This window comes from Suilimivivens aceti, assembly GCF_025567405.1.
GTDB classification, from domain to species: domain Bacteria; phylum Bacillota; class Clostridia; order Lachnospirales; family Lachnospiraceae; genus Suilimivivens; species Suilimivivens aceti.
The window spans coordinates 232,329-250,489 of the sequence record NZ_JAOQKJ010000003.1 but is presented as its reverse complement, the minus strand read 5'-3'; the positions used below and the strand labels follow the sequence as shown (position 1 = coordinate 250,489).

Here is an 18,161-nt window from a genome sequence, read left to right as displayed (position 1 = left end):
AAGAAAAATGTTTGATTTTACGTCACTTTTTCCATTTCTCCACCCAAATTATCACGAATTAAATGATAAAAATATTGCATTATTACGTTTTACTGGCAGAAAATAGCCACATTCCTACAGACTGAATTTTGGGTGTTTTATAAATTCCGGGAATCTGATACAATGTATTATGATTTAAGCGATTCAAACGCTCAATTTTCCGGGCTTTGGAACGAAAAGGAGGAGGAAGAAAATGTCTTTTTACAAAAATAAAAAATTCTGGATCATAGCGGGTATCGTCGTAGCAGTCTGCGGCGCAGGCACATGGATTACCAGAAATGTAACGATACACAAAAACGGAGCTTCTGTTTCTATCATCGGAGGAGCAGACGGACCAACCTCTATTTTCCTTGCCGGAAAGCTTCCCGGAGGAGAAACAGGAGAAGAGGGCACAGCAGCTGATGCAGAGAGCGGAAGCAGTACAGGAATCATTCCTATGGAGAATAACATTTCTACCATGCCCTTGGAAATGACCATGACAGCGGTAAAGCTTGAAGATGGAATCCTGACGCTTGAGATCGATAACCACAGTGGTTATGAGATGACCTACGGAGAGGACTATGAGCTGCAGAGGCAGGAGGGAGATTCCTTTGTGAAGGTGGAGCCGGAAAGTGATATCGTATGGCATGATATTGCTTGCAGCATCCCGGATCTGACGAAAGCGACCGTAACCTGTGATCTGAAGCCCTACGGGAAGCTGCAGGCAGGAGTATATAAGCTGATCAAGTCAGATATGGAAGCGGTCTTTGAGCTGACGACAGATTATGATCCTGACTGATAAGAGACCGGCAGGAGTGCTGACAGAAGCGCAAAACAGTGGACAGAAGCGGGGAAAAGTAGTAAATTACAAATATATGTGTGCAGGCAGAAATGCCATGCACAGAATCATGTAAAGAATAATGATTTATCATAAAAGAAAGAAGGAAAAGATTATGGCAAGAAAAGTAGTTTTAGCAGGCGCATGCCGTACAGCGATCGGAACCATGGGAGGTACCTTAAGTACAACACCCGCACCGGATCTGGGAACCATTGTGATCAAAGAGGCTCTGAAGAGAACCGGTATAAGGCCGGAGCAGGTTGATGAGGTATATATGGGCTGTGTCATCCAGGCAGGACTTGGACAGAACCCTGCAAGACAGGCAGCAGTTAACGCAGGAATCCCGGTAGAGGTTCCGGCGACTACGATTAACGTACTCTGCGGTTCCGGTCTTCATTGTGTAAACCTTGCAGCCAAGCTGATCGCCAGTGGGGATGCTGATATCATCGTGGCAGGTGGTATGGAGAATATGAGCAAGGCACCTTACCTTCTTTATGATGCACGTTTCGGTTACCGTATGGGAGCAGCCATGATGGACGATGCGCTTCTGCGTGATGCCCTGCATGATGCTTTTGGCGGCTATCATATGGGAATGACAGCAGAGAACGTAGCAGAGGACTGGGGACTTACAAGGCAGCAGCTTGATGAATTTGCCGCATGGAGCCAGAACAAGTGTGAGAAGGCACAGGCAGAAGGGCGCTTCAAGGATGAGATCGTTCCGGTAGAGGTAAAGAAAAAGAAAGAAACCATTATTTTTGATACAGATGAAGGTCCCCGTAAGGGTGTTACCGTAGAGGGCATCAGTAAGCTCCGTCCCGCATTTAAGGAAGGCGGTATCGTAACAGCAGCCAACTCTTCCGGTATCAATGACGGTGCAGCAGCCATCATCGTTATGAGCGAAGAGAAGGCAAAGGAGCTTGGCATTACTCCTATGGGAACCTGGATCGGCGGTGAGCTGGCAGGCGTAGAGCCACGTATCATGGGTGTAGGTCCTGTGGCTTCTACCAGAAAGGTTATGAAGAAGACAGGCTACCAGATCTCTGACTTTGATCTGATCGAGGCAAATGAAGCGTTCGCAGCACAGTCCGTAGCCGTAGGACATGACCTTGGCTTTGATATGGACAAGCTGAATGTAAACGGTGGTGCCATTGCACTGGGACACCCGGTAGGAGCATCAGGCTGCCGTATTCTGGTTACCCTGCTTCATGAGATGGCAAAGAGAGATGCAAAGAAGGGACTTGCAACCCTTTGCGTAGGCGGCGGTATGGGCTGCTCAGCCATCGTCACAAGAGATTAGTATCTGAAGTTTTTTGAAAGGAAAGAAAAACGTGGCAAATATCATTTCAGACGAAACCATTGATTATGTAGGAATCCTTGCCAAGCTTGAGCTTTCTGAAGAAGAGAAGGAGCAGGCAAAGAAGGATATGGGAAGCATGCTTGATTATATTGACAAGCTTTCCGAACTGGATACCGAAGGAGTAGAGCCCATGTCCCATGTGTTCCATGTCAGCAACGTATTCCGTGAGGACGTGGTGACCAATGGAGATGACAGGGAAGCCATCCTGAAAAATGCGCCGGAAGAAAAAGACGGGATGTTCGTAGTACCCCGTACATTTGAATAGGAGGACGGCAGAATATGAGTATATTAAGCATGACTGCCGTAGAGCTTGCAGCGGCGATCAAAAAGCATGAAGTTACCGTTAAGGAAGCCGTAGAGGCAGTCCTTGATAATATGGAGAAAAAGGAAGATACCTATCATTGCTATGTGACCGTAGACAGGGAAGGTGCTTTGAAGCAGGCAGAGGAGATCCAGAAAAAGATCGATGACGGAACGTTAAGCGGGCCTCTTGCCGGTGTGCCGGTAGCCATCAAGGACAATATGTGTACCGAGGGACTGCTGACCACCTGCTCATCTAAGATCCTTTATAATTTTGTACCCACCTTTACCTCAGAGGCGGTTTTAAACCTTCAGAAGGCAGGGGCTGTGATCCTTGGCAAGACTAATATGGACGAATTTGCCATGGGCTCCACTACAGAAACTTCTGCATATGGCGTGACAAGAAATCCCTGGAACCCGGAGCATGTACCGGGTGGATCCTCCGGTGGAAGTGCGGCAGCAGTGGCAGCAGAGGAATGCTTCTATGCCCTTGGCTCTGACACCGGCGGTTCGATCAGACAGCCCGCATCCTTCTGTGGTGTTGTGGGGCTGAAGCCTACCTATGGTACGGTGTCCCGTTACGGCTTGATCGCCTATGGTTCCTCACTTGACCAGATCGGACCCCTCTGCAAGGATGTGACGGACTGTGCGACCATTCTGGAAGTGATCGCGTCCCATGACAGCAAGGATTCCACTTCCGTAGAAAGACTGGATACTGACTTTACCTCTGCGCTCGTAGAGGATGTAAAGGGAATGAAGATCGGTATTCCGAGAGATTACTTTGGAGAGGGTCTAAATCCCGAAGTAAAGGAAGCTGTCCTGAGAGCAGCAGAGGTTCTGAAGGAAAAGGGAGCCATCGTAGAAGAATTTGATTTAAGCCTGGTGGAATATGCGATCCCCACCTATTATACGATCGCAGCAGCAGAAGCCAGCTCCAACCTGGAGCGGTTTGACGGCATCAAATACGGATACCGTACCGAAGAATATCAGGGACTTCACAATATGTACAAGAAATCCCGTTCTGAGGGCTTCGGTGCTGAAGTAAAGAGAAGAATCATGCTGGGAAGCTTTGTACTGAGCTCCGGCTATTATGATGCTTATTATCTGAAGGCATTGCGTGTGAAGGCACTGATCAAAAAGGCCTTTGACGAAGCCTTTGCCAAGTATGATGTGATCCTCGGACCGGTAGCCCCCACTACCGCACCGAAGATCGGAGAGAGCTTAAGCGATCCGATCCAGATGTATCTTGGAGATATTTACACTATTTCCATCAATCTGGCCGGACTGCCCGGACTTTCCATTCCCTGCGGCAGGGACAGTAAGGGTCTGCCGATCGGCATGCAGCTCATTGGTGACTGCTTCAAGGAAAAGAATCTGATCCGTGCCGCCTATACCTATGAAAAAGCAAGAGGTGCATTTGTAAGGAAGGAGGAGAACTGACATGGAAAAGCAATATGAAACCGTCATCGGTCTGGAAGTGCATGTAGAGCTGGCGACGAAGACCAAGATTTTCTGTGGATGTTCCACAGCCTTCGGTGGTGCACCCAATACCCACACCTGTCCGGTCTGTACCGGTATGCCGGGATCCCTTCCCGTACTGAATAAGCAGGTGCTGGAATACGCAGTGGCGGTAGGACTTGCCACAAACTGCGATATCACCAGATATTGTAAATTTGACAGAAAGAATTATTTTTATCCGGATAACCCGCAGAACTATCAGATCTCCCAGCTGTATCTGCCGATCTGCCGCAATGGTAAGGTAGAGATCGAGACAGAGAGGGGTAAGAAATACGTGGGAATCCATGAGATCCATATGGAAGAGGATGCCGGCAAGCTGGTCCATGACGAGTGGAATGACTGTTCTCTTGTGGACTATAACCGTTCCGGCGTGCCGCTGATCGAGATCGTATCCGAGCCTGACATGAGAAGTGCAGAAGAGGTGATCGCCTATCTGGAGAAGCTCCGTATGACGATCCAGTATCTTGGTGCATCTGACTGTAAGCTGCAGGAAGGCTCCATGCGTGCCGATGTCAACCTTTCTATCAGGGAGGCTGGAGCGGCAGAATTCGGTACCCGTACCGAGATGAAAAACCTGAACTCCTTCAAGGCTATCGCAAGGGCGATCGAAGGAGAAAGAGAGCGTCAGATCGACCTTCTGGAATCCGGTGAAAAGGTTATCCAGGAGACAAGACGCTGGGATGACAATAAGGGTGAATCCTATGCCATGAGAAGCAAGGAAGATGCTCAGGATTACCGTTATTTCCCGGATCCTGATCTGGTACCGATAGAGGTTGATGAAGCATTCCTTGACAGGATCAGAGAAAGACAGCCTGAATTCCGCGAAGAAAAGATGGCAAGATATAAAGAAGAGTTTGACATTCCTGAGTATGATATTGATATCATCACAGGAAGCAAGCGCATGGCAGACCTGTTTGAGGCTACTGTTGCCCTTGGGGCACAGCCCAAGAAGGTTTCCAACTGGCTGATGGTGGAAACGCTCCGTCTTCTGAAAGAAAATGACATGGAGCCGGAGGATATCCGTTTCTCACCGGAGCATCTGGCTGCGCTGATCGCCATGGCAGATAAGAAGGAGATCAACAGCTCCGTAGCCAAGGAGGTTTTTGAAGAGATCTTCAAAAGCGATGTGGATCCTGCGAAGTACGTAGAGGAAAAAGGCTTAAAGACCGTCAATGACGAAGGGGCTCTGCGAAAGACTGTAGAGGAAGTAATCGCAAATAATCCCCAGTCTGTGCAGGACTATAAGAGCGGCAAGGAAAAAGCAATCGGCTTCCTGGTCGGACAGACCATGAAAGCCATGAAGGGCAAGGCAGATCCCGGCATGATCAACAAGATGCTGAAGGAACTGCTGTAGAAATGATTAAAAGGAAGGCACTGCCTGGCTGGTGGTGACCTTCTTTTTTATTTTCTTCTTGCCTTTAAAAAAAGAATGTGCTAGAATATCCCTCGGTGACGTACAAATGTCTTTTATAGAAGGACGAGAACATTCATGGGAAACAGATTTTATGTTGTAAAGGAGCAGGCGGTGCCTGAGGTGCTTTTAAAGGTAGTGGAAGCCAAGAAGCTGCTCGACAGCGGAAGAGCGCACACGGTCAATGAAGCAGCCGATCAGGTGGGGATCAGCCGGAGCTCTTTTTACAAGTACAAGGAAGATATCTTTGAGTTCCATGAGCATTCACAGGGAACGACGATCACTCTTACCTTTCAGATGGAGGATGAGCCGGGGCTTCTCTCCGATGTGCTGAAGATCATCGCACAGTTCGGAGCCAATATCCTGACGATCCATCAGAGTATTCCGATCAATGGCGTGGCATCTTTAAGCCTCAGTATACAGGTTCTCCCGACGACAGGAGATGTTTCAGATATGCTGGAAGCCATGGAAGCACAGAAGGGTGTCAGGAATGTAAAACTTTTAGCGAAAGAATAATTTAGGCTGCTGCAGGAAATCCTGCATGAGTCTCACAAAGAAAGGAAACGAATATGATACAGGTAGCAGTGTTAGGATACGGTACCGTAGGAAGCGGTGTAGTAGAGGTCATTGAAAAGAACAAGGCAGAGATCAACAAGAAGTCCGGTGAGGAACTGAATGTAAAATACATTCTGGATCTGAGGGATTTTCCGGGGGATCCTTATGAGGATAAGGTGGTGCACGATGTTAATATGATCCTGGATGATCCGGAAGTAAAGATCATCTGTGAGACCATGGGAGGCTTAAAGCCTGCCTATGACTTTACAAAGAAGGCCCTGAGCCTTGGCAAGAGCGTCTGTACCTCCAATAAGGAGCTGGTTGCTGCCCATGGACCTGAGCTGATCCGGGTGGCACATGAGAACAAATGCAACTACCTCTTTGAGGCCAGTGTAGGCGGCGGTATCCCGATTATCCGTCCCCTGAACTACTCCCTGACAGCAGAGAAGATCGATGCTATCACCGGTATCCTGAACGGAACTACCAACTACATCCTGACCAAGATGGACAGAGAGGGTGCAGATTTTGAGGCTGTTTTGAAGGAAGCTCAGGAAAAGGGCTATGCAGAGAGAAATCCGGAGGCTGATGTGGAAGGTTATGATGCCTGTCGTAAGATCGCCATCCTCTCATCTCTGATGTGCTGCAAAAATGTAAAATATGAAGAGATCTATACAGAGGGTATCACGAAGATCACAGCAACAGACTTCGTTTATGCAAGGGCTATGGGCAGAACCATCAAGCTTCTGGCACAGAGCAAGGAAGTAGACGGAAAGCTTTTTGCCATGGTAGCACCGTTCATGATCAGTCGTGACAATCCGCTTTATATGGTAAATGATGTATTTAACGCAGTCTGCGTACACGGTAATATGCTGGGCGATTCCATGTACTATGGTAAGGGAGCAGGAAAGCTTCCCACTGCAAGTGCTGTCGTATCTGACGTTGTTGACTGTGCAAGACATATTGGTAAGGTGATCATGTGCTTCTGGGATGATGAGGATGTGAAGGTTTCTGATGTCAGTGAGGCAAGAAGGGCATTTTTCGTCAGAGTGGATGTGGCAAAAGAAAAAGAAGCCATTGATACCTTCAAATCCGTCAGAGTCATTGAAGCAGATGTGGAGGGTGAGTTTGCATTCGTGACCGATGTGATGAGTGAAAAGGAATTTAATGAAAAAGCAGATGCAGTAGGCATCATCAGCCGTATCAGGATGGAAGCATAAGATATATCCTGTGAAAACAGGTACGGGATCGAAGATTTCGAAAATGAGGAGAATGGAAAATGAAAAAGGTAGTTAAGTTTGGAGGAAGCTCTCTGGCGAGCGCAGAACAGTTTCAGAAGGTAGCAGATATCATCCATGCGGATCCGGAACGCAGATATGTGGTTCCTTCAGCCCCGGGAAAGCGTTTTTCAGGGGATACCAAGGTAACGGATATGCTTTATAGCTGCTATCATCTGGCAGAAGAGGGCGCAGATTTCAAGAAAGAGCTGAAAGCCATTGCAGAAAGATACCAGGAGATCATCGATGGACTTTCTCTTTCCCTGTCTCTGGCAGATGAGTTTAAGCTGATCGAGAAGAACTTTAAAGAAAAGACCGGCGAGAATTATGCGGCTTCCCGTGGAGAATATTTGAACGGTATTATCATAGCAGCATACCTTGGCTATGAATTTATTGATTCCGCTGAAGTAATCCGTTTTAAAGACAATGGTGAATTTGATGCTGAAGTAACCAATGAGATATTAAGCGCAAGACTGCAGGATGTGGAAAAGGCTGTTGTGCCCGGCTTTTACGGTGCCTACGCAGACGGCAGGGTAAAGACCTTTTCAAGAGGCGGTTCGGATGTGACAGGTTCTATCGTGGCAAGGGCTGTCAAGGCAGATGTATATGAAAACTGGACAGATGTATCCGGCTTCCTGATCGCAGATCCCAGGATCATCGACCAGCCGGAAGCTATTGAAACTATCACCTACAGAGAACTGAGGGAGCTTTCCTACATGGGAGCCAGCGTTCTCCATGAGGATGCAATCTTTCCGGTAAGAAGAGAGGGGATCCCGATCAACATCCGCAATACCAACAGTCCGGAGGATACAGGAACCTGGATCGTGGAAAGCACCTGCCAGAAGTGCAGGTACACCATTACCGGTGTAGCTGGAAAGAAGGGGTTCTGTTCTGTTAATATTGAAAAGGCCATGATGAATTCTGAGATAGGCTTTGGACGCAAAGTATTGCAGGCCTTTGAGGACAATGGTATTTCCTTTGAGCATATCCCGTCCGGCATCGATACCCTGACCGTATTTGTTCATCAGGATGAGTTCATGGATAAGGAACAGAAGGTGGTTTCTGCCATCCACAGACTGGCAGACCCTGATTCCATTGATATCGAGGCCGACCTGGCACTGATCGCCGTCGTAGGACGCGGCATGAAGTCCACAAGAGGAACTGCCGGAAGGATCTTCTCCGCACTGGCACATGCCAATGTCAATGTCAAGATGATCGACCAGGGCTCCAGTGAGCTGAATATCATCATCGGTGTTGCCAATGATGACTTCGAGACAGCCATCAAGGCGATCTACGATATTTTCGTAGTAGCAAGGATCTGAGCAGCTCCTGAATAAAAGAATAAAAGCTGACAAAGATAAAAAGAACCTCCTGCAGGAATATCTCGCAGGAGGTTTTTAAGTCACTGCAGAACCATCGCTTCAAAGGGAATGCTGTCATCATATAAATAGGAAAGATATGTGGCAGCCTTATCCATCCGCTGACTGGTAGAAGCAATTCCAAAGACTGGGATCAGACCGTGATAGGAATCTGTCTTCTCTATAAAGGGACTGTCTTCTATATAAATACCGACAGGAACAGGCTCCTCCATGTTCTCTGGATGCTTATGTTCCTCGGCATCTGCTTTGATCACAGCATTGGTGGCATTTTCCATTTTGCTGTAAAACGCTGTGGCTTCCGGATCATCCGAGTCAGCCTCATCAGCCCTGTCTATGGCAGCCTGGTCTATATAATAGATATTTCCTTCATAGGCAGCCAGCTCTTCTTCACTTAGGACAGTCCGGAGATCCACCATAAAGCCGCTGATGGAAAGCTTGTAAAAGACGGCTGAATCAAGGACAAGGGCATCGAAATCATTGGTGGCTGCCTGCGCAATGATCTTCTGATAGGTTGCCATGTCGTACTGTGTGTAGTCCTTTAAGGAAAGAGTCGTCATCGTATCAATGTAGCATTCATATTTTTCATTATCAAGGTCAGCATATTCACTGAAGGATTCACTGATGGCCGTATCGTTCAGATGCTGGGAATTCAGCATCAGTGCATAAAAATTATAGTCCTTTGCTGTGATCATATCATGGATCATGATGGACAGGAAAATAACGGCTGCGATCCCGGCAATGAAAGGTACATTATAATAAAACCAGAAATAGGCAAGCCGTTCCTTCGGAGTCATATCCTTTGTTTTTTTCTGCTGCTCCCGGATCTCATCCCGTACACCTGTGTACTTTTTCTTCTGTTTCTTTTCACCAAACATATAAATTCCTCTGTTTTTCTTGCAATTTTAAAAGAGGTATATTAAAATAGCCTCTAACTCATATCATAGCTTTTCAAAAATTGACTGTCAACGAAACAAAATATGCAATCTGTGAAATTTTCCTAAATTTTCAGACACTAAACTTTCAGATGGGCAGCAGCACTTGCATGTTGACTGAAAATATACTATCATTATCGGGTAAGGCTTTGAAACTATATAGAGAAAAGAAAGGCAGATAAAATGAACGAAACCTATGTGGAATGTCTGGTAAAAAGAAAAACACCGGGATATATGTCCTTTTTAAAGATACTTCTGATCATGCTTACAGTCGGATTTGTCTTGGTTGGCATGGTATTTATCATAGCACTGATCCCGGCGATCCTGTTTGGTGTTGCAGCTTATTTTGTTTATATGAATACCGATCTCGAGTATGAGTATCTCTATCTTGACAGAGAGCTGACGGTGGACAAGGTCATGGCCAAGAGCAAGAGAAAGAGAGCTGCGGTTTATTCTCTCGACAAAATGGAAATCGTTGCACCTGTCAAGTCCTGGCACCTGGACAATTTCAAAAACAGACAGACCAGTAAGAATGTTGATTACAGCTCCGGAGAAGAGAAACAGCCGGATAAGCGCTTTGTATTTTATTATGAGGGCAATCAGAAGGTCATTTTCGAGCCCAGTGAGGAAATGGTCAAGGCGATGCAGTTCGTCGCTCCCAGAAAGGTTTTTAAAGATTAAATGATCTTTTAAAAAAAGAATATAACAGGAGGAGAGAAAATGGGTCAGATAATTGGCGAAGGAATTACATTTGATGATGTACTGCTTGTACCTTCCTATTCCAATGTAATCCCGAATCAGGTAGATCTTACAACCTGGCTGACAAAAAAAATCAAGCTGAACATTCCGATGATGAGTGCCGGAATGGACACAGTAACAGAACACAGAATGGCGATTGCCATGGCCAGACAGGGTGGTATCGGTATTATTCATAAGAATATGTCGATCGAAGCACAGGCAGAAGAGGTAGACAAGGTAAAGCGTTCTGAGAACGGTGTTATTACCGATCCGTTTTCTTTGACTCCGGATCATACACTGGCTGATGCCGATGCACTGATGGCCAAGTTCCGTATTTCCGGTGTCCCGATCACAGAGGGAAGAAAGCTCGTTGGTATCATTACCAACAGAGATCTGAAGTTCGAAACAGATTTTACAAAGAAGATCAAGGAATCCATGACAAGTGAAGGACTGATCACTGCCAAGGCAGGGATCACACTGGAGGAAGCAAAGAAGATCCTTGCCAAGGCAAGAAAGGAAAAGCTTCCTATCGTGGATGACAATTATAATCTGGTAGGTCTGATCACCATTAAGGATATCGAGAAGACGATCAAGTATCCTCTTTCAGCCAAGGATGCACAGGGAAGACTGCTGTGTGGTGCCGGTGTTGGTATTACAGCCAATGTACTTGACAGAGTAGCAGCTCTTGTAGATGCCAAGGTAGATGTGATCGTTCTTGACAGTGCACACGGACATTCCCAGAATGTACTGAACTGCGTCAGGATGATCAAGGAGAAATTCCCGGAGCTGCAGATCATTGCAGGAAATGTGGCAACCGGTGAAGGAACAAGGGCACTGATCGAGGCAGGTGCTGATGCAGTCAAGGTAGGAATCGGTCCCGGTTCCATCTGTACGACACGTATTGTAGCAGGTATCGGTGTACCCCAGATCTCCGCAATCATGGATTCCTATGCAGTTGCCAAGGAATATGGCATCCCGATCATTGCGGATGGCGGTATCAAGTACTCAGGCGATATGACCAAGGCGATCGCAGCAGGCGGAAATGTCTGCATGATGGGAAGCATCTTTGCAGGCTGTGATGAGAGCCCCGGAACCTTTGAACTGTATCAGGGACGTAAATACAAGGTATATCGTGGTATGGGATCTATTGCAGCCATGGAGAACGGCAGCAAAGACCGTTACTTCCAGGAGAATGCAAAGAAGCTGGTTCCGGAAGGTGTAGAAGGCCGTGTGGCTTACAAGGGAACTGTAGAAGATACTGTATTCCAGCTGATGGGTGGTCTCCGTTCCGGTATGGGCTACTGTGGAACAGCTTCCATCGAAGAGCTAAAGGAGAAGGGAAGATTTGTCAAGATTTCAGCAGCTTCCCTGAAGGAGAGCCATCCTCATGATATCCATATCACCAAGGAAGCTCCTAACTACAGCGTGGATGAATAAAAATAGAATGCGGCAGAAAAGAGGATAACATCATGTCGACAGTTGAGTTTGACAAAAGAAAGTACAGTACAGATAGTGAATACATGATACAGAACTTCAAGGAGAAGAAAAATCTGGAGAAATGGCAGAAGCTTTTGTGCCAGTCAGTAAATGTATTTGCATGCTTTGTAGACTGCGATGGAACTCCTCTCACAGCCCTTTCCGGCAATCCTGATGAAGCAGCAAGGCTGATGAAGGCCATTGATCAGGAACAGCTGCAGAATATGCTTACGAGAGTATGTGAAAGCACACTTGAGGATCAGGCAATTGAAGAGACAGGGTATTCCAACCTGCGCATGGCAGTGATCACTGCCAGGGCGTTTGGAAGACCTGTTCTTAACTGGGTGATCTTTGGTGTGCTTTCTGATGACTTTGAGGAAGAAGAGAATGACAGGCCAGGACTGCTCGGCTTTGAATCCATGATCACAGCGAGGGCATTTAACCGCGTGATCGATGCCGTCAGCGAGTTTTCGAGGGATCTGGTCAGCAGTGCAGCACATACGCTGAATGCAGAAGCAGAGAGCCGGAGAAGCCAGTATTCGGCCAAGGCACTGGAAGCCAACCTGAAACGTACAGAAGCACTGGCAGAGATCATCCAGCTTCTGGAAAATGATGATGCAATTGAGAAATTAATGCTCCGGATCCTGCGGACAGTAGGAAGCTTTCTGGATTTAAGCACAGCAGCTCTGTGCAGAAGGACAAAGCAGAGGGATGAGATCGATATCCTGTCCCACTGGTGTAACCAGAAGGAGGTCTGGGGACTGGAGGCAGATGCAGCTCAGAAAAAGCCCTTCTTTATCAAGGATGATGATAAGGCTTTTATTTTATCTGACAGTTCGGGACTTAAGAAGGAAGAAAGAGAAGAGCTGGAAACATTTGGGATCCATGCACTTGTGGTAATTCCCATTATGATCCTTGGAAAGGTCGATATGTATGGCGTTTTCACGGAGAAAAGGGAGGACAGGATCTGGCAGAAGGAAGAGATCAAGTTCCTGGCGGATGCCATGAAGATCCTGCAGAGTATCCTTACAAGAAGGATCCAGAAGAATTCACTGGCAGGCTCCTATGCCTGTCTGGAAACTATTCTTGATAATGTGGGCGGCGCTGTTTATGTCAGGGATTTTGAAACGGGGAATAGCCTGTTCACCAACCGGAATATGCGTGGCATTTTCGGTGAAGAACTGAAAAACGGAAATATCAACAAGCTGCTTGAAAAGACGATTGTGGCGGAGAAAGGAATCGGGGAACTGTTCCTTGAGGATCCCGGCAAGTGGTTTGAGGTTTATTATACAAAAATGTGCTGGGTAGATGGAAGAAATGTAATGCTGGTTGCCCTGTACGATGAGACTGAGAAAAAGGTATATCAGAAGAAATTGGAACAGCAGGCTCATACCGATTTTCTGACAGGACTTTCCAACAGAATGTGCTGTGAAAGGGATCTGGCAAGATATGTGGATGAAGCCGGTAAAAAGAAGAAAAAGGGTGCGCTCCTTTATCTTGACCTGGATGATTTCAAGCATATCAATGACGGACTGGGACATCAGTATGGTGATGTACTGCTAAAGGCGATCGCACATAATTTTCAGAGGATCAAAGGAATTGAGAATACCTGCTACCGTATGGGCGGTGATGAATTTGTCATTATTGTGGCACCTGAGCATTATCAGGAGCTTAACAGGATCATCCAGGAAATCAAAGACATCTTTATGAAACCCTGGTTTTTAAAGGATTCGGATTACTACTGCACTATGAGTATGGGTGTAGTAGAGTTCCCTGACAATGGAGAGGTCGTCCATGAACTCATCAAAAAGGCAGATATCGCCATGTATGAGTCCAAGAAGGCAGGTAAGAACAGAGTTTCCAATTACACATTGGAGATTGGCAGTCTGTCAGGAAGAAGACTGGATATGGAAAAGAATATGCGTGAGGCGACAGCCAAGGGCAATCAGGAGTTTGAGATCTTTTTCCAGCCGATCATGGATATCAGGGGTGAGAAGCCGAAGTGTACAGGTGCAGAGGCACTGATCCGGTGGAACAGTACGGAGCTTGGCTTTATTTCACCGGCAGAGTTTATTCCGCTTGCAGAGTATCTGGGACTGATCAATCCGATCGGGAACCATATCCTCAGGGAAGCCTGCAAGATCTGCAGCTACTGGAATCAGAACGGTTACCCGGATTATAAGGTGAATGTCAATCTGTCTGTCATCCAGCTTTTGCAGAGTGATATTGTTGAAATTGTAGAAAGTGCTATTCATGACAGTGGGATAAGTCCCTGTAATCTGACGCTGGAGGTAACAGAGAGCCTTGCCATCAATGATATTGACAGAATGAAGGGAATTCTTGGAAGGATCAAGGAGCTTGGGGTAAGGATCGCATTGGATGATTTTGGTACAGGTTATTCTTCCCTGAACCATATCAGAGAGCTTCCGCTTGATGTGATCAAAGTGGATCAGAGCTTTATCAGAAATCTGGAAATGGACGTATATGCAAAGTCCTTTGTCCGTATGATCGCTGAACTGGCACAGGTGATCGGTGTAAACCTCTGTGTCGAGGGAGTGGAAACAGAAGGCCAGTTCTATATCGTATCCAAAATGAATGTAGGACTGATCCAGGGGTACTATTTTGATAAGCCCTTAAAAAGAGAGGATTTCGAAAAGAAATATGCACCTGACCTTCCGAAAAATCAGAAGGGAACAAAGAAAAAATGAATCTGAAACAGCTGGAACAGTTCGATCCAATTACGATACAATGTCATGACAATCCTGATGCTGACGCTTTGGCATCAGGATTTGGCTTGTATTGTTATTTTAAAGACAAGGGAAAGGATGTCAGGCTGGTTTATAGTGGGGTAAATCAGATCCAGAAGCCCAATCTGCTCCTGATGATCGATAAGCTTGATATACCTGTCGTATACCTGAAGGATCAGGATGTACCGGTAAAGGGATTGCTGATCACAACTGACTGTCAGTACGGCGCAGGAAATGTGACACACCTGTCAGCGGAAAATGTGGCGGTGATCGATCATCATCAGGTAGAGATCACAGGAATCCCACTGACAGAGATCCAGTCCGGTCTTGGAAGCTGTTCTACACTGGTGTGGCAGATGATGAAGGCAGAGGGGTATTCCTTTGAAGGCAGGGATAAGCTGAAGACAGCTCTTTATTATGGACTACTTTGCGACACCAACATGTTTTCCGACATTGCAGCATCGGAAGATACAGAAATGCGGGATGCACTTTCCTATGATAAGGGACTGATCACTCTTTTTAAAAATTCCAATCTGTCCCTCCGGGAGCTGGAGATCGCCGGAAGGGCACTGCTTCATCACATATATAATGAAGATTTTCATTATGCGATCGTAAGGTCAGCACCCTGTGATCCGAATATTCTTGGAATGATCAGTGATTTCATGATACAGGTGGAAGAGATCCACATCTGTGTGGTATTTGCGGTGCTGGAGGAGGATATCATCTTTTCCCTCAGGAGCTGTATTGAAGAGGTTCATGCAGATGAGCTGGCAGCGCTTTTGGCCGGAGAGGACGGGAGCGGTGGCGGTCATCTTCTGAAGGCAGCCGGCAGAATGAAAAGAACCAGTATTTTCAGGATCCTTGATATGGAATTTACAGAGAATTATTTTAATCAGAAGCTGGAAGATTATTTTGAGAAACTGGAGAAAACTCACGGAAAGGAATAGCATATTAAAAAATAATGTGCTATGATGTGGGATAAGAGTAACGGAAAATGCAGGAGGTAAAGCCAGAGCCGGTCTGCGGCTTATGGTATCGGACAGGAATGAGCGAAAAAGAACTGAAAGAAAATGTGACCACCGAAGGAGAAGCAGAAAAAACTGTTTCCAGAAATTTTATTGAGCAGATTATTGATAAGGATCTGGCAGAGGGTGTCTATGATACTGTGCACACCAGATTTCCACCGGAACCCAATGGATATCTTCATATCGGACATGCCAAGAGCATCCTTTTAAATTATGGACTTGCAAAAGAGTATGGCGGCAAGTTCAATATGCGTTTTGATGATACCAACCCTACGAAGGAGAAGGCAGAATTTGTAGATTCCATTCTGGCAGATATCAAATGGCTTGGAGCTGACTGGGAAGACAGGCTGTTCTTTGCATCGGATTATTTTGAACAGATGTATGAAGGTGCTGTGAAGCTGATCAAAAAGGGAAAGGCTTATGTTTCCGAGCTTTCTGCAGAAGAGATGAGAGAGTATCGTGGTACTCTGACAGAGCCCGGTAAGAATGATCCCAGCAGAGACCGCAGCGTAGAAGAAAATCTGGAATTGTTTGAAAAGATGAAGAACGGCGGCTTTGCCGATGGAGAAAGAACGCTCCGTGCAAAGATCGATATGGCATCTCCCAATATCAATATGAGAGATCCTATCATTTACCGTGTGGCGCATCTGTCCCATCAGCATACGGGAGATGCATGGTGTATTTACCCGATGTACGACTTTGCGCACCCCATTGAGGATGCCATTGAAGGAATCACCCACTCCATCTGTACGCTGGAGTTTGAGGATCACAGACCACTGTATGACTGGGTCGTAAGAGAACTGGAGTATCCTCATCCACCCAAACAGATCGAGTTTGCCAAAATGTATCTGACCAATGTGGTAACTGGTAAGAGATATATCAAGAAGCTGGTTGAGGATGGCATTGTAGACGGATGGGATGATCCCCGCCTTGTATCTATCGCAGCCCTGAGAAGAAGAGGCTTTACACCTGAGTCCATCAAGATGTTCGTGGATCTCTGTGGTATCTCCAAGAGTAATTCATCTGCAGATTATGCCATGCTGGAGTACTGTATCAGAGAGGATCTGAAGCTGAAGAGACCGAGAATGATGGCGGTTCTTGATCCTGTCAGACTGATCATTGATAACTATCCGGAGAATCAGACAGAGATGCTCACTGTAGCTAATAATCTTGAGAATGAGGCTATGGGAACAAGACAGGTACCCTTTGGCAGGGAGCTGTATATAGAGAGAGAGGACTTTATGGAAGAGCCTCCGAGAAAGTACTTCCGTATGTTTCCAGGCAATGAGGTTCGTCTGATGAATGCCTACTTTGTAACCTGTACCGGCTGCATCAAGGATGAAAATGGCAGGATCATAGAAGTACACTGCACCTACGATCCGGAGACGAAGTGCGGAAGCGGCTTTACCGGCCGTAAGGTAAAGGGAACCATTCACTGGGTTCCTGCAAAGGAAGCAGTGAAGGCAGAAGTAAGACTTTATGAAAATATTATAGATGAGGAAAAGGGTGTATACAATGAGGATGGAAGCCTGAACCTGAATCCCAATTCCCTGACCGTGCTGAAGGAATGTTATTTAGAGCCGGCTTTGAAAGACGGAAAGCCCTATGACAGCTTCCAGTTTGTCAGACAGGGATATTTCTGTGTGGATTCCAAAGACTCTGTGGAGGGCGCACCGGTATTTAACAGGATCGTATCTCTGAAGAGCTCATATGTATTACCTAAGGCGTAGGAGGAAAATATGGCTGGATTATTAAGTGGACTTTCCGAGATTGGACTTGGAGGTCTTGAAAATATGGAAGTATATGAGCAGACTGAGGATAAAGAGGCAGAAAAGCAGGCAGAGGAAAAACCAGAGGTGAAGGAAGAAACATTCCTGTTTGATAAGAGCTATGAATGTCCGGTCTGCTATCAGGGCTTTAAAGCAAAAACAGTCCGTTCCGGAAAATTACGTTCTCTCGGAACAGACAGGGATCTTCGGCCGCTTTATGATCAGATGGAGCCATTGAAATATGATGTGGTGATCTGTCCGCACTGTGGCTATGCAGCGCTTACCAGATTCTTTGGAGGACTGACAGCAGGACAGATCAAAGCGATCAAAGAAAATATTTCTGCAAATTTCCATCCGGTAGAGGAGGAAAAGGAAACCTATACTTATGAGGAGGCACTGTACCGTTATAAGCTATGCCTTGCCAATACGATCGTAAAGCACGGCAAGGTCAGTGAGAAGGCATATATCTGTCTGAAGGCAGGATGGCTCCTTCGCAGCATGGGTGAAAATCTGGATCCTGCAGTAGAGGATTACAATAAGAAAATACAGGAGATCAAGGAGCAGGAAAAGGATTTCCTGAAGAATGCCCTGGATGGACTGATCAACGCCAGGCAGACAGAAAGCTATCCGATCTGCGGTATGGACGAGGTGACACTGGAGTATCTGATCGCTGTGCTTGCCATGGAATTTGAAAAATATGATATTTCATCCAGACTCATCTATAATATCCTGAATACGCCAACAGTAAACAACAGGATCAAGGATAAGGCAAGAGAAGTAAAGGATGAGCTGCTTCAGCAGATGGGTAAGAAATAACGATAAAA

General features: G+C 46.3%; 16 protein-coding genes. 15 read left to right on the top strand and 1 reads right to left on the bottom strand.

What is annotated here, in order from left to right:
- The first annotated feature begins 475 nt into the window (after nt 1-475).
- The 9 genes from OCV77_RS16625 to OCV77_RS04685 all read left to right on the top strand — a co-directional run bounded on the left by OCV77_RS16625 (nt 476) and on the right by OCV77_RS04685 (nt 8,593).
- Nucleotides 476-817 (top strand): immunoglobulin-like domain-containing protein, encoded by a 342-nt coding sequence (locus OCV77_RS16625; protein WP_317246619.1) that lies wholly within the window; start codon nt 476-478, stop codon nt 815-817.
- Nucleotides 804-932, top strand: a complete 129-nt coding sequence (locus OCV77_RS04720) for a hypothetical protein (RefSeq protein ID WP_262573767.1) — start codon at nt 804-806, stop codon at nt 930-932. The genes OCV77_RS16625 and OCV77_RS04720 overlap by 14 nt, the downstream gene beginning before the upstream one ends.
- A gap of 39 nt (nt 933-971) precedes the next feature.
- Nucleotides 972-2,153, top strand: a complete 1,182-nt coding sequence (locus OCV77_RS04715; RefSeq protein WP_118797683.1) for an acetyl-CoA C-acetyltransferase — start codon at nt 972-974, stop codon at nt 2,151-2,153.
- Between the two features lie 31 nt (nt 2,154-2,184).
- Entirely contained in the window at nt 2,185-2,478 is a 294-nt protein-coding gene (gene gatC / locus OCV77_RS04710; protein WP_118797476.1) for an Asp-tRNA(Asn)/Glu-tRNA(Gln) amidotransferase subunit GatC, read from the top strand.
- 14 nt (nt 2,479-2,492) lie between these two features.
- Entirely contained in the window at nt 2,493-3,953 is a 1,461-nt protein-coding gene (gatA, locus tag OCV77_RS04705; RefSeq protein WP_262573760.1) for an Asp-tRNA(Asn)/Glu-tRNA(Gln) amidotransferase subunit GatA, read from the top strand.
- Nucleotide 3,954: 1 nt separating this feature from the next.
- The gene (gene gatB, locus OCV77_RS04700; protein WP_262573758.1) at nt 3,955-5,385 is read left to right on the top strand and encodes an Asp-tRNA(Asn)/Glu-tRNA(Gln) amidotransferase subunit GatB; all 1,431 of its coding nucleotides are present in this window, start codon (nt 3,955-3,957) and stop codon (nt 5,383-5,385) included.
- 135 nt (nt 5,386-5,520) lie between these two features.
- Nucleotides 5,521-5,958 carry an ACT domain-containing protein gene (locus OCV77_RS04695; RefSeq protein WP_262573756.1) on the top strand — a complete coding sequence of 146 codons (438 nt, stop codon included), beginning with the start codon at nt 5,521-5,523 and terminating at the stop codon, nt 5,956-5,958.
- A gap of 53 nt (nt 5,959-6,011) precedes the next feature.
- Entirely contained in the window at nt 6,012-7,214 is a 1,203-nt protein-coding gene (locus tag OCV77_RS04690; protein ID WP_118797480.1) for a homoserine dehydrogenase, read from the top strand.
- A gap of 59 nt (nt 7,215-7,273) precedes the next feature.
- Nucleotides 7,274-8,593 carry an aspartate kinase gene (locus OCV77_RS04685; RefSeq protein WP_262573754.1) on the top strand — a complete coding sequence of 440 codons (1,320 nt, stop codon included), beginning with the start codon at nt 7,274-7,276 and terminating at the stop codon, nt 8,591-8,593.
- Nucleotides 8,594-8,673: 80 nt separating this feature from the next.
- Here OCV77_RS04685 and OCV77_RS04680 read toward each other — a convergent pair whose 3' ends face one another.
- On the bottom strand, nt 8,674-9,525 hold the full coding sequence (locus OCV77_RS04680) for a hypothetical protein (protein WP_262573751.1): 852 nt from the start codon (nt 9,523-9,525) through the stop codon (nt 8,674-8,676).
- Between the two features lie 240 nt (nt 9,526-9,765).
- On the opposite strand from OCV77_RS04680, the gene OCV77_RS04675 reads away from it, so the two are divergent.
- The 6 genes from OCV77_RS04675 (at nt 9,766) to OCV77_RS04650 (ending at nt 18,153) form a co-directional block, all read left to right on the top strand.
- Nucleotides 9,766-10,263, top strand: coding sequence for a DUF6106 family protein (locus OCV77_RS04675; RefSeq protein WP_118797483.1), 498 nt, complete (start codon nt 9,766-9,768; stop codon nt 10,261-10,263).
- 39 nt (nt 10,264-10,302) lie between these two features.
- Complete coding sequence (gene guaB, locus OCV77_RS04670; RefSeq protein ID WP_118797484.1) at nt 10,303-11,757, top strand: IMP dehydrogenase; 1,455 nt, start codon at nt 10,303-10,305, stop codon at nt 11,755-11,757.
- Nucleotides 11,758-11,789: 32 nt separating this feature from the next.
- The gene (locus OCV77_RS04665) at nt 11,790-14,504 is read left to right on the top strand and encodes a sensor domain-containing phosphodiesterase (protein ID WP_262573746.1); all 2,715 of its coding nucleotides are present in this window, start codon (nt 11,790-11,792) and stop codon (nt 14,502-14,504) included.
- On the top strand, nt 14,501-15,490 hold the full coding sequence (locus OCV77_RS04660; protein WP_262573743.1) for a DHH family phosphoesterase: 990 nt from the start codon (nt 14,501-14,503) through the stop codon (nt 15,488-15,490). The genes OCV77_RS04665 and OCV77_RS04660 overlap by 4 nt, the downstream gene beginning before the upstream one ends.
- A 98-nt stretch (nt 15,491-15,588) precedes the next feature.
- Nucleotides 15,589-17,298 (top strand): glutamine--tRNA ligase/YqeY domain fusion protein, encoded by a 1,710-nt coding sequence (locus OCV77_RS04655; RefSeq protein ID WP_262573878.1) that lies wholly within the window; start codon nt 15,589-15,591, stop codon nt 17,296-17,298.
- 9 nt (nt 17,299-17,307) lie between these two features.
- Nucleotides 17,308-18,153, top strand: coding sequence for a DUF2225 domain-containing protein (locus OCV77_RS04650; RefSeq protein WP_262573740.1), 846 nt, complete (start codon nt 17,308-17,310; stop codon nt 18,151-18,153).
- Nucleotides 18,154-18,161: the final 8 nt, after the last annotated feature.

Bases quoted from the DNA above. Each gene is read 5' to 3' on its own strand.
- OCV77_RS16625 (WP_317246619.1), top strand. From the start codon at position 476: ATGGAGAATAACATTTCTACCATGCCCTTGGAAATGACCATGACAGCG.
- OCV77_RS04720 (WP_262573767.1), top strand. From the start codon at position 804: ATGATCCTGACTGATAAGAGACCGGCAGGAGTGCTGACAGAAGCGCAA.
- OCV77_RS04715 (WP_118797683.1), top strand. From the start codon at position 972: ATGGCAAGAAAAGTAGTTTTAGCAGGCGCATGCCGTACAGCGATCGGA.
- gatA (WP_262573760.1), top strand. From the start codon at position 2,493: ATGAGTATATTAAGCATGACTGCCGTAGAGCTTGCAGCGGCGATCAAA.
- gatB (WP_262573758.1), top strand. From the start codon at position 3,955: ATGGAAAAGCAATATGAAACCGTCATCGGTCTGGAAGTGCATGTAGAG.
- OCV77_RS04695 (WP_262573756.1), top strand. From the start codon at position 5,521: ATGGGAAACAGATTTTATGTTGTAAAGGAGCAGGCGGTGCCTGAGGTG.
- OCV77_RS04690 (WP_118797480.1), top strand. From the start codon at position 6,012: ATGATACAGGTAGCAGTGTTAGGATACGGTACCGTAGGAAGCGGTGTA.
- OCV77_RS04685 (WP_262573754.1), top strand. From the start codon at position 7,274: ATGAAAAAGGTAGTTAAGTTTGGAGGAAGCTCTCTGGCGAGCGCAGAA.
- OCV77_RS04680 (WP_262573751.1), bottom strand. From the start codon at position 9,525: ATGTTTGGTGAAAAGAAACAGAAGAAAAAGTACACAGGTGTACGGGAT.
- OCV77_RS04675 (WP_118797483.1), top strand. From the start codon at position 9,766: ATGAACGAAACCTATGTGGAATGTCTGGTAAAAAGAAAAACACCGGGA.
- guaB (WP_118797484.1), top strand. From the start codon at position 10,303: ATGGGTCAGATAATTGGCGAAGGAATTACATTTGATGATGTACTGCTT.
- OCV77_RS04665 (WP_262573746.1), top strand. From the start codon at position 11,790: ATGTCGACAGTTGAGTTTGACAAAAGAAAGTACAGTACAGATAGTGAA.
- OCV77_RS04660 (WP_262573743.1), top strand. From the start codon at position 14,501: ATGAATCTGAAACAGCTGGAACAGTTCGATCCAATTACGATACAATGT.
- OCV77_RS04655 (WP_262573878.1), top strand. From the start codon at position 15,589: ATGAGCGAAAAAGAACTGAAAGAAAATGTGACCACCGAAGGAGAAGCA.
- OCV77_RS04650 (WP_262573740.1), top strand. From the start codon at position 17,308: ATGGCTGGATTATTAAGTGGACTTTCCGAGATTGGACTTGGAGGTCTT.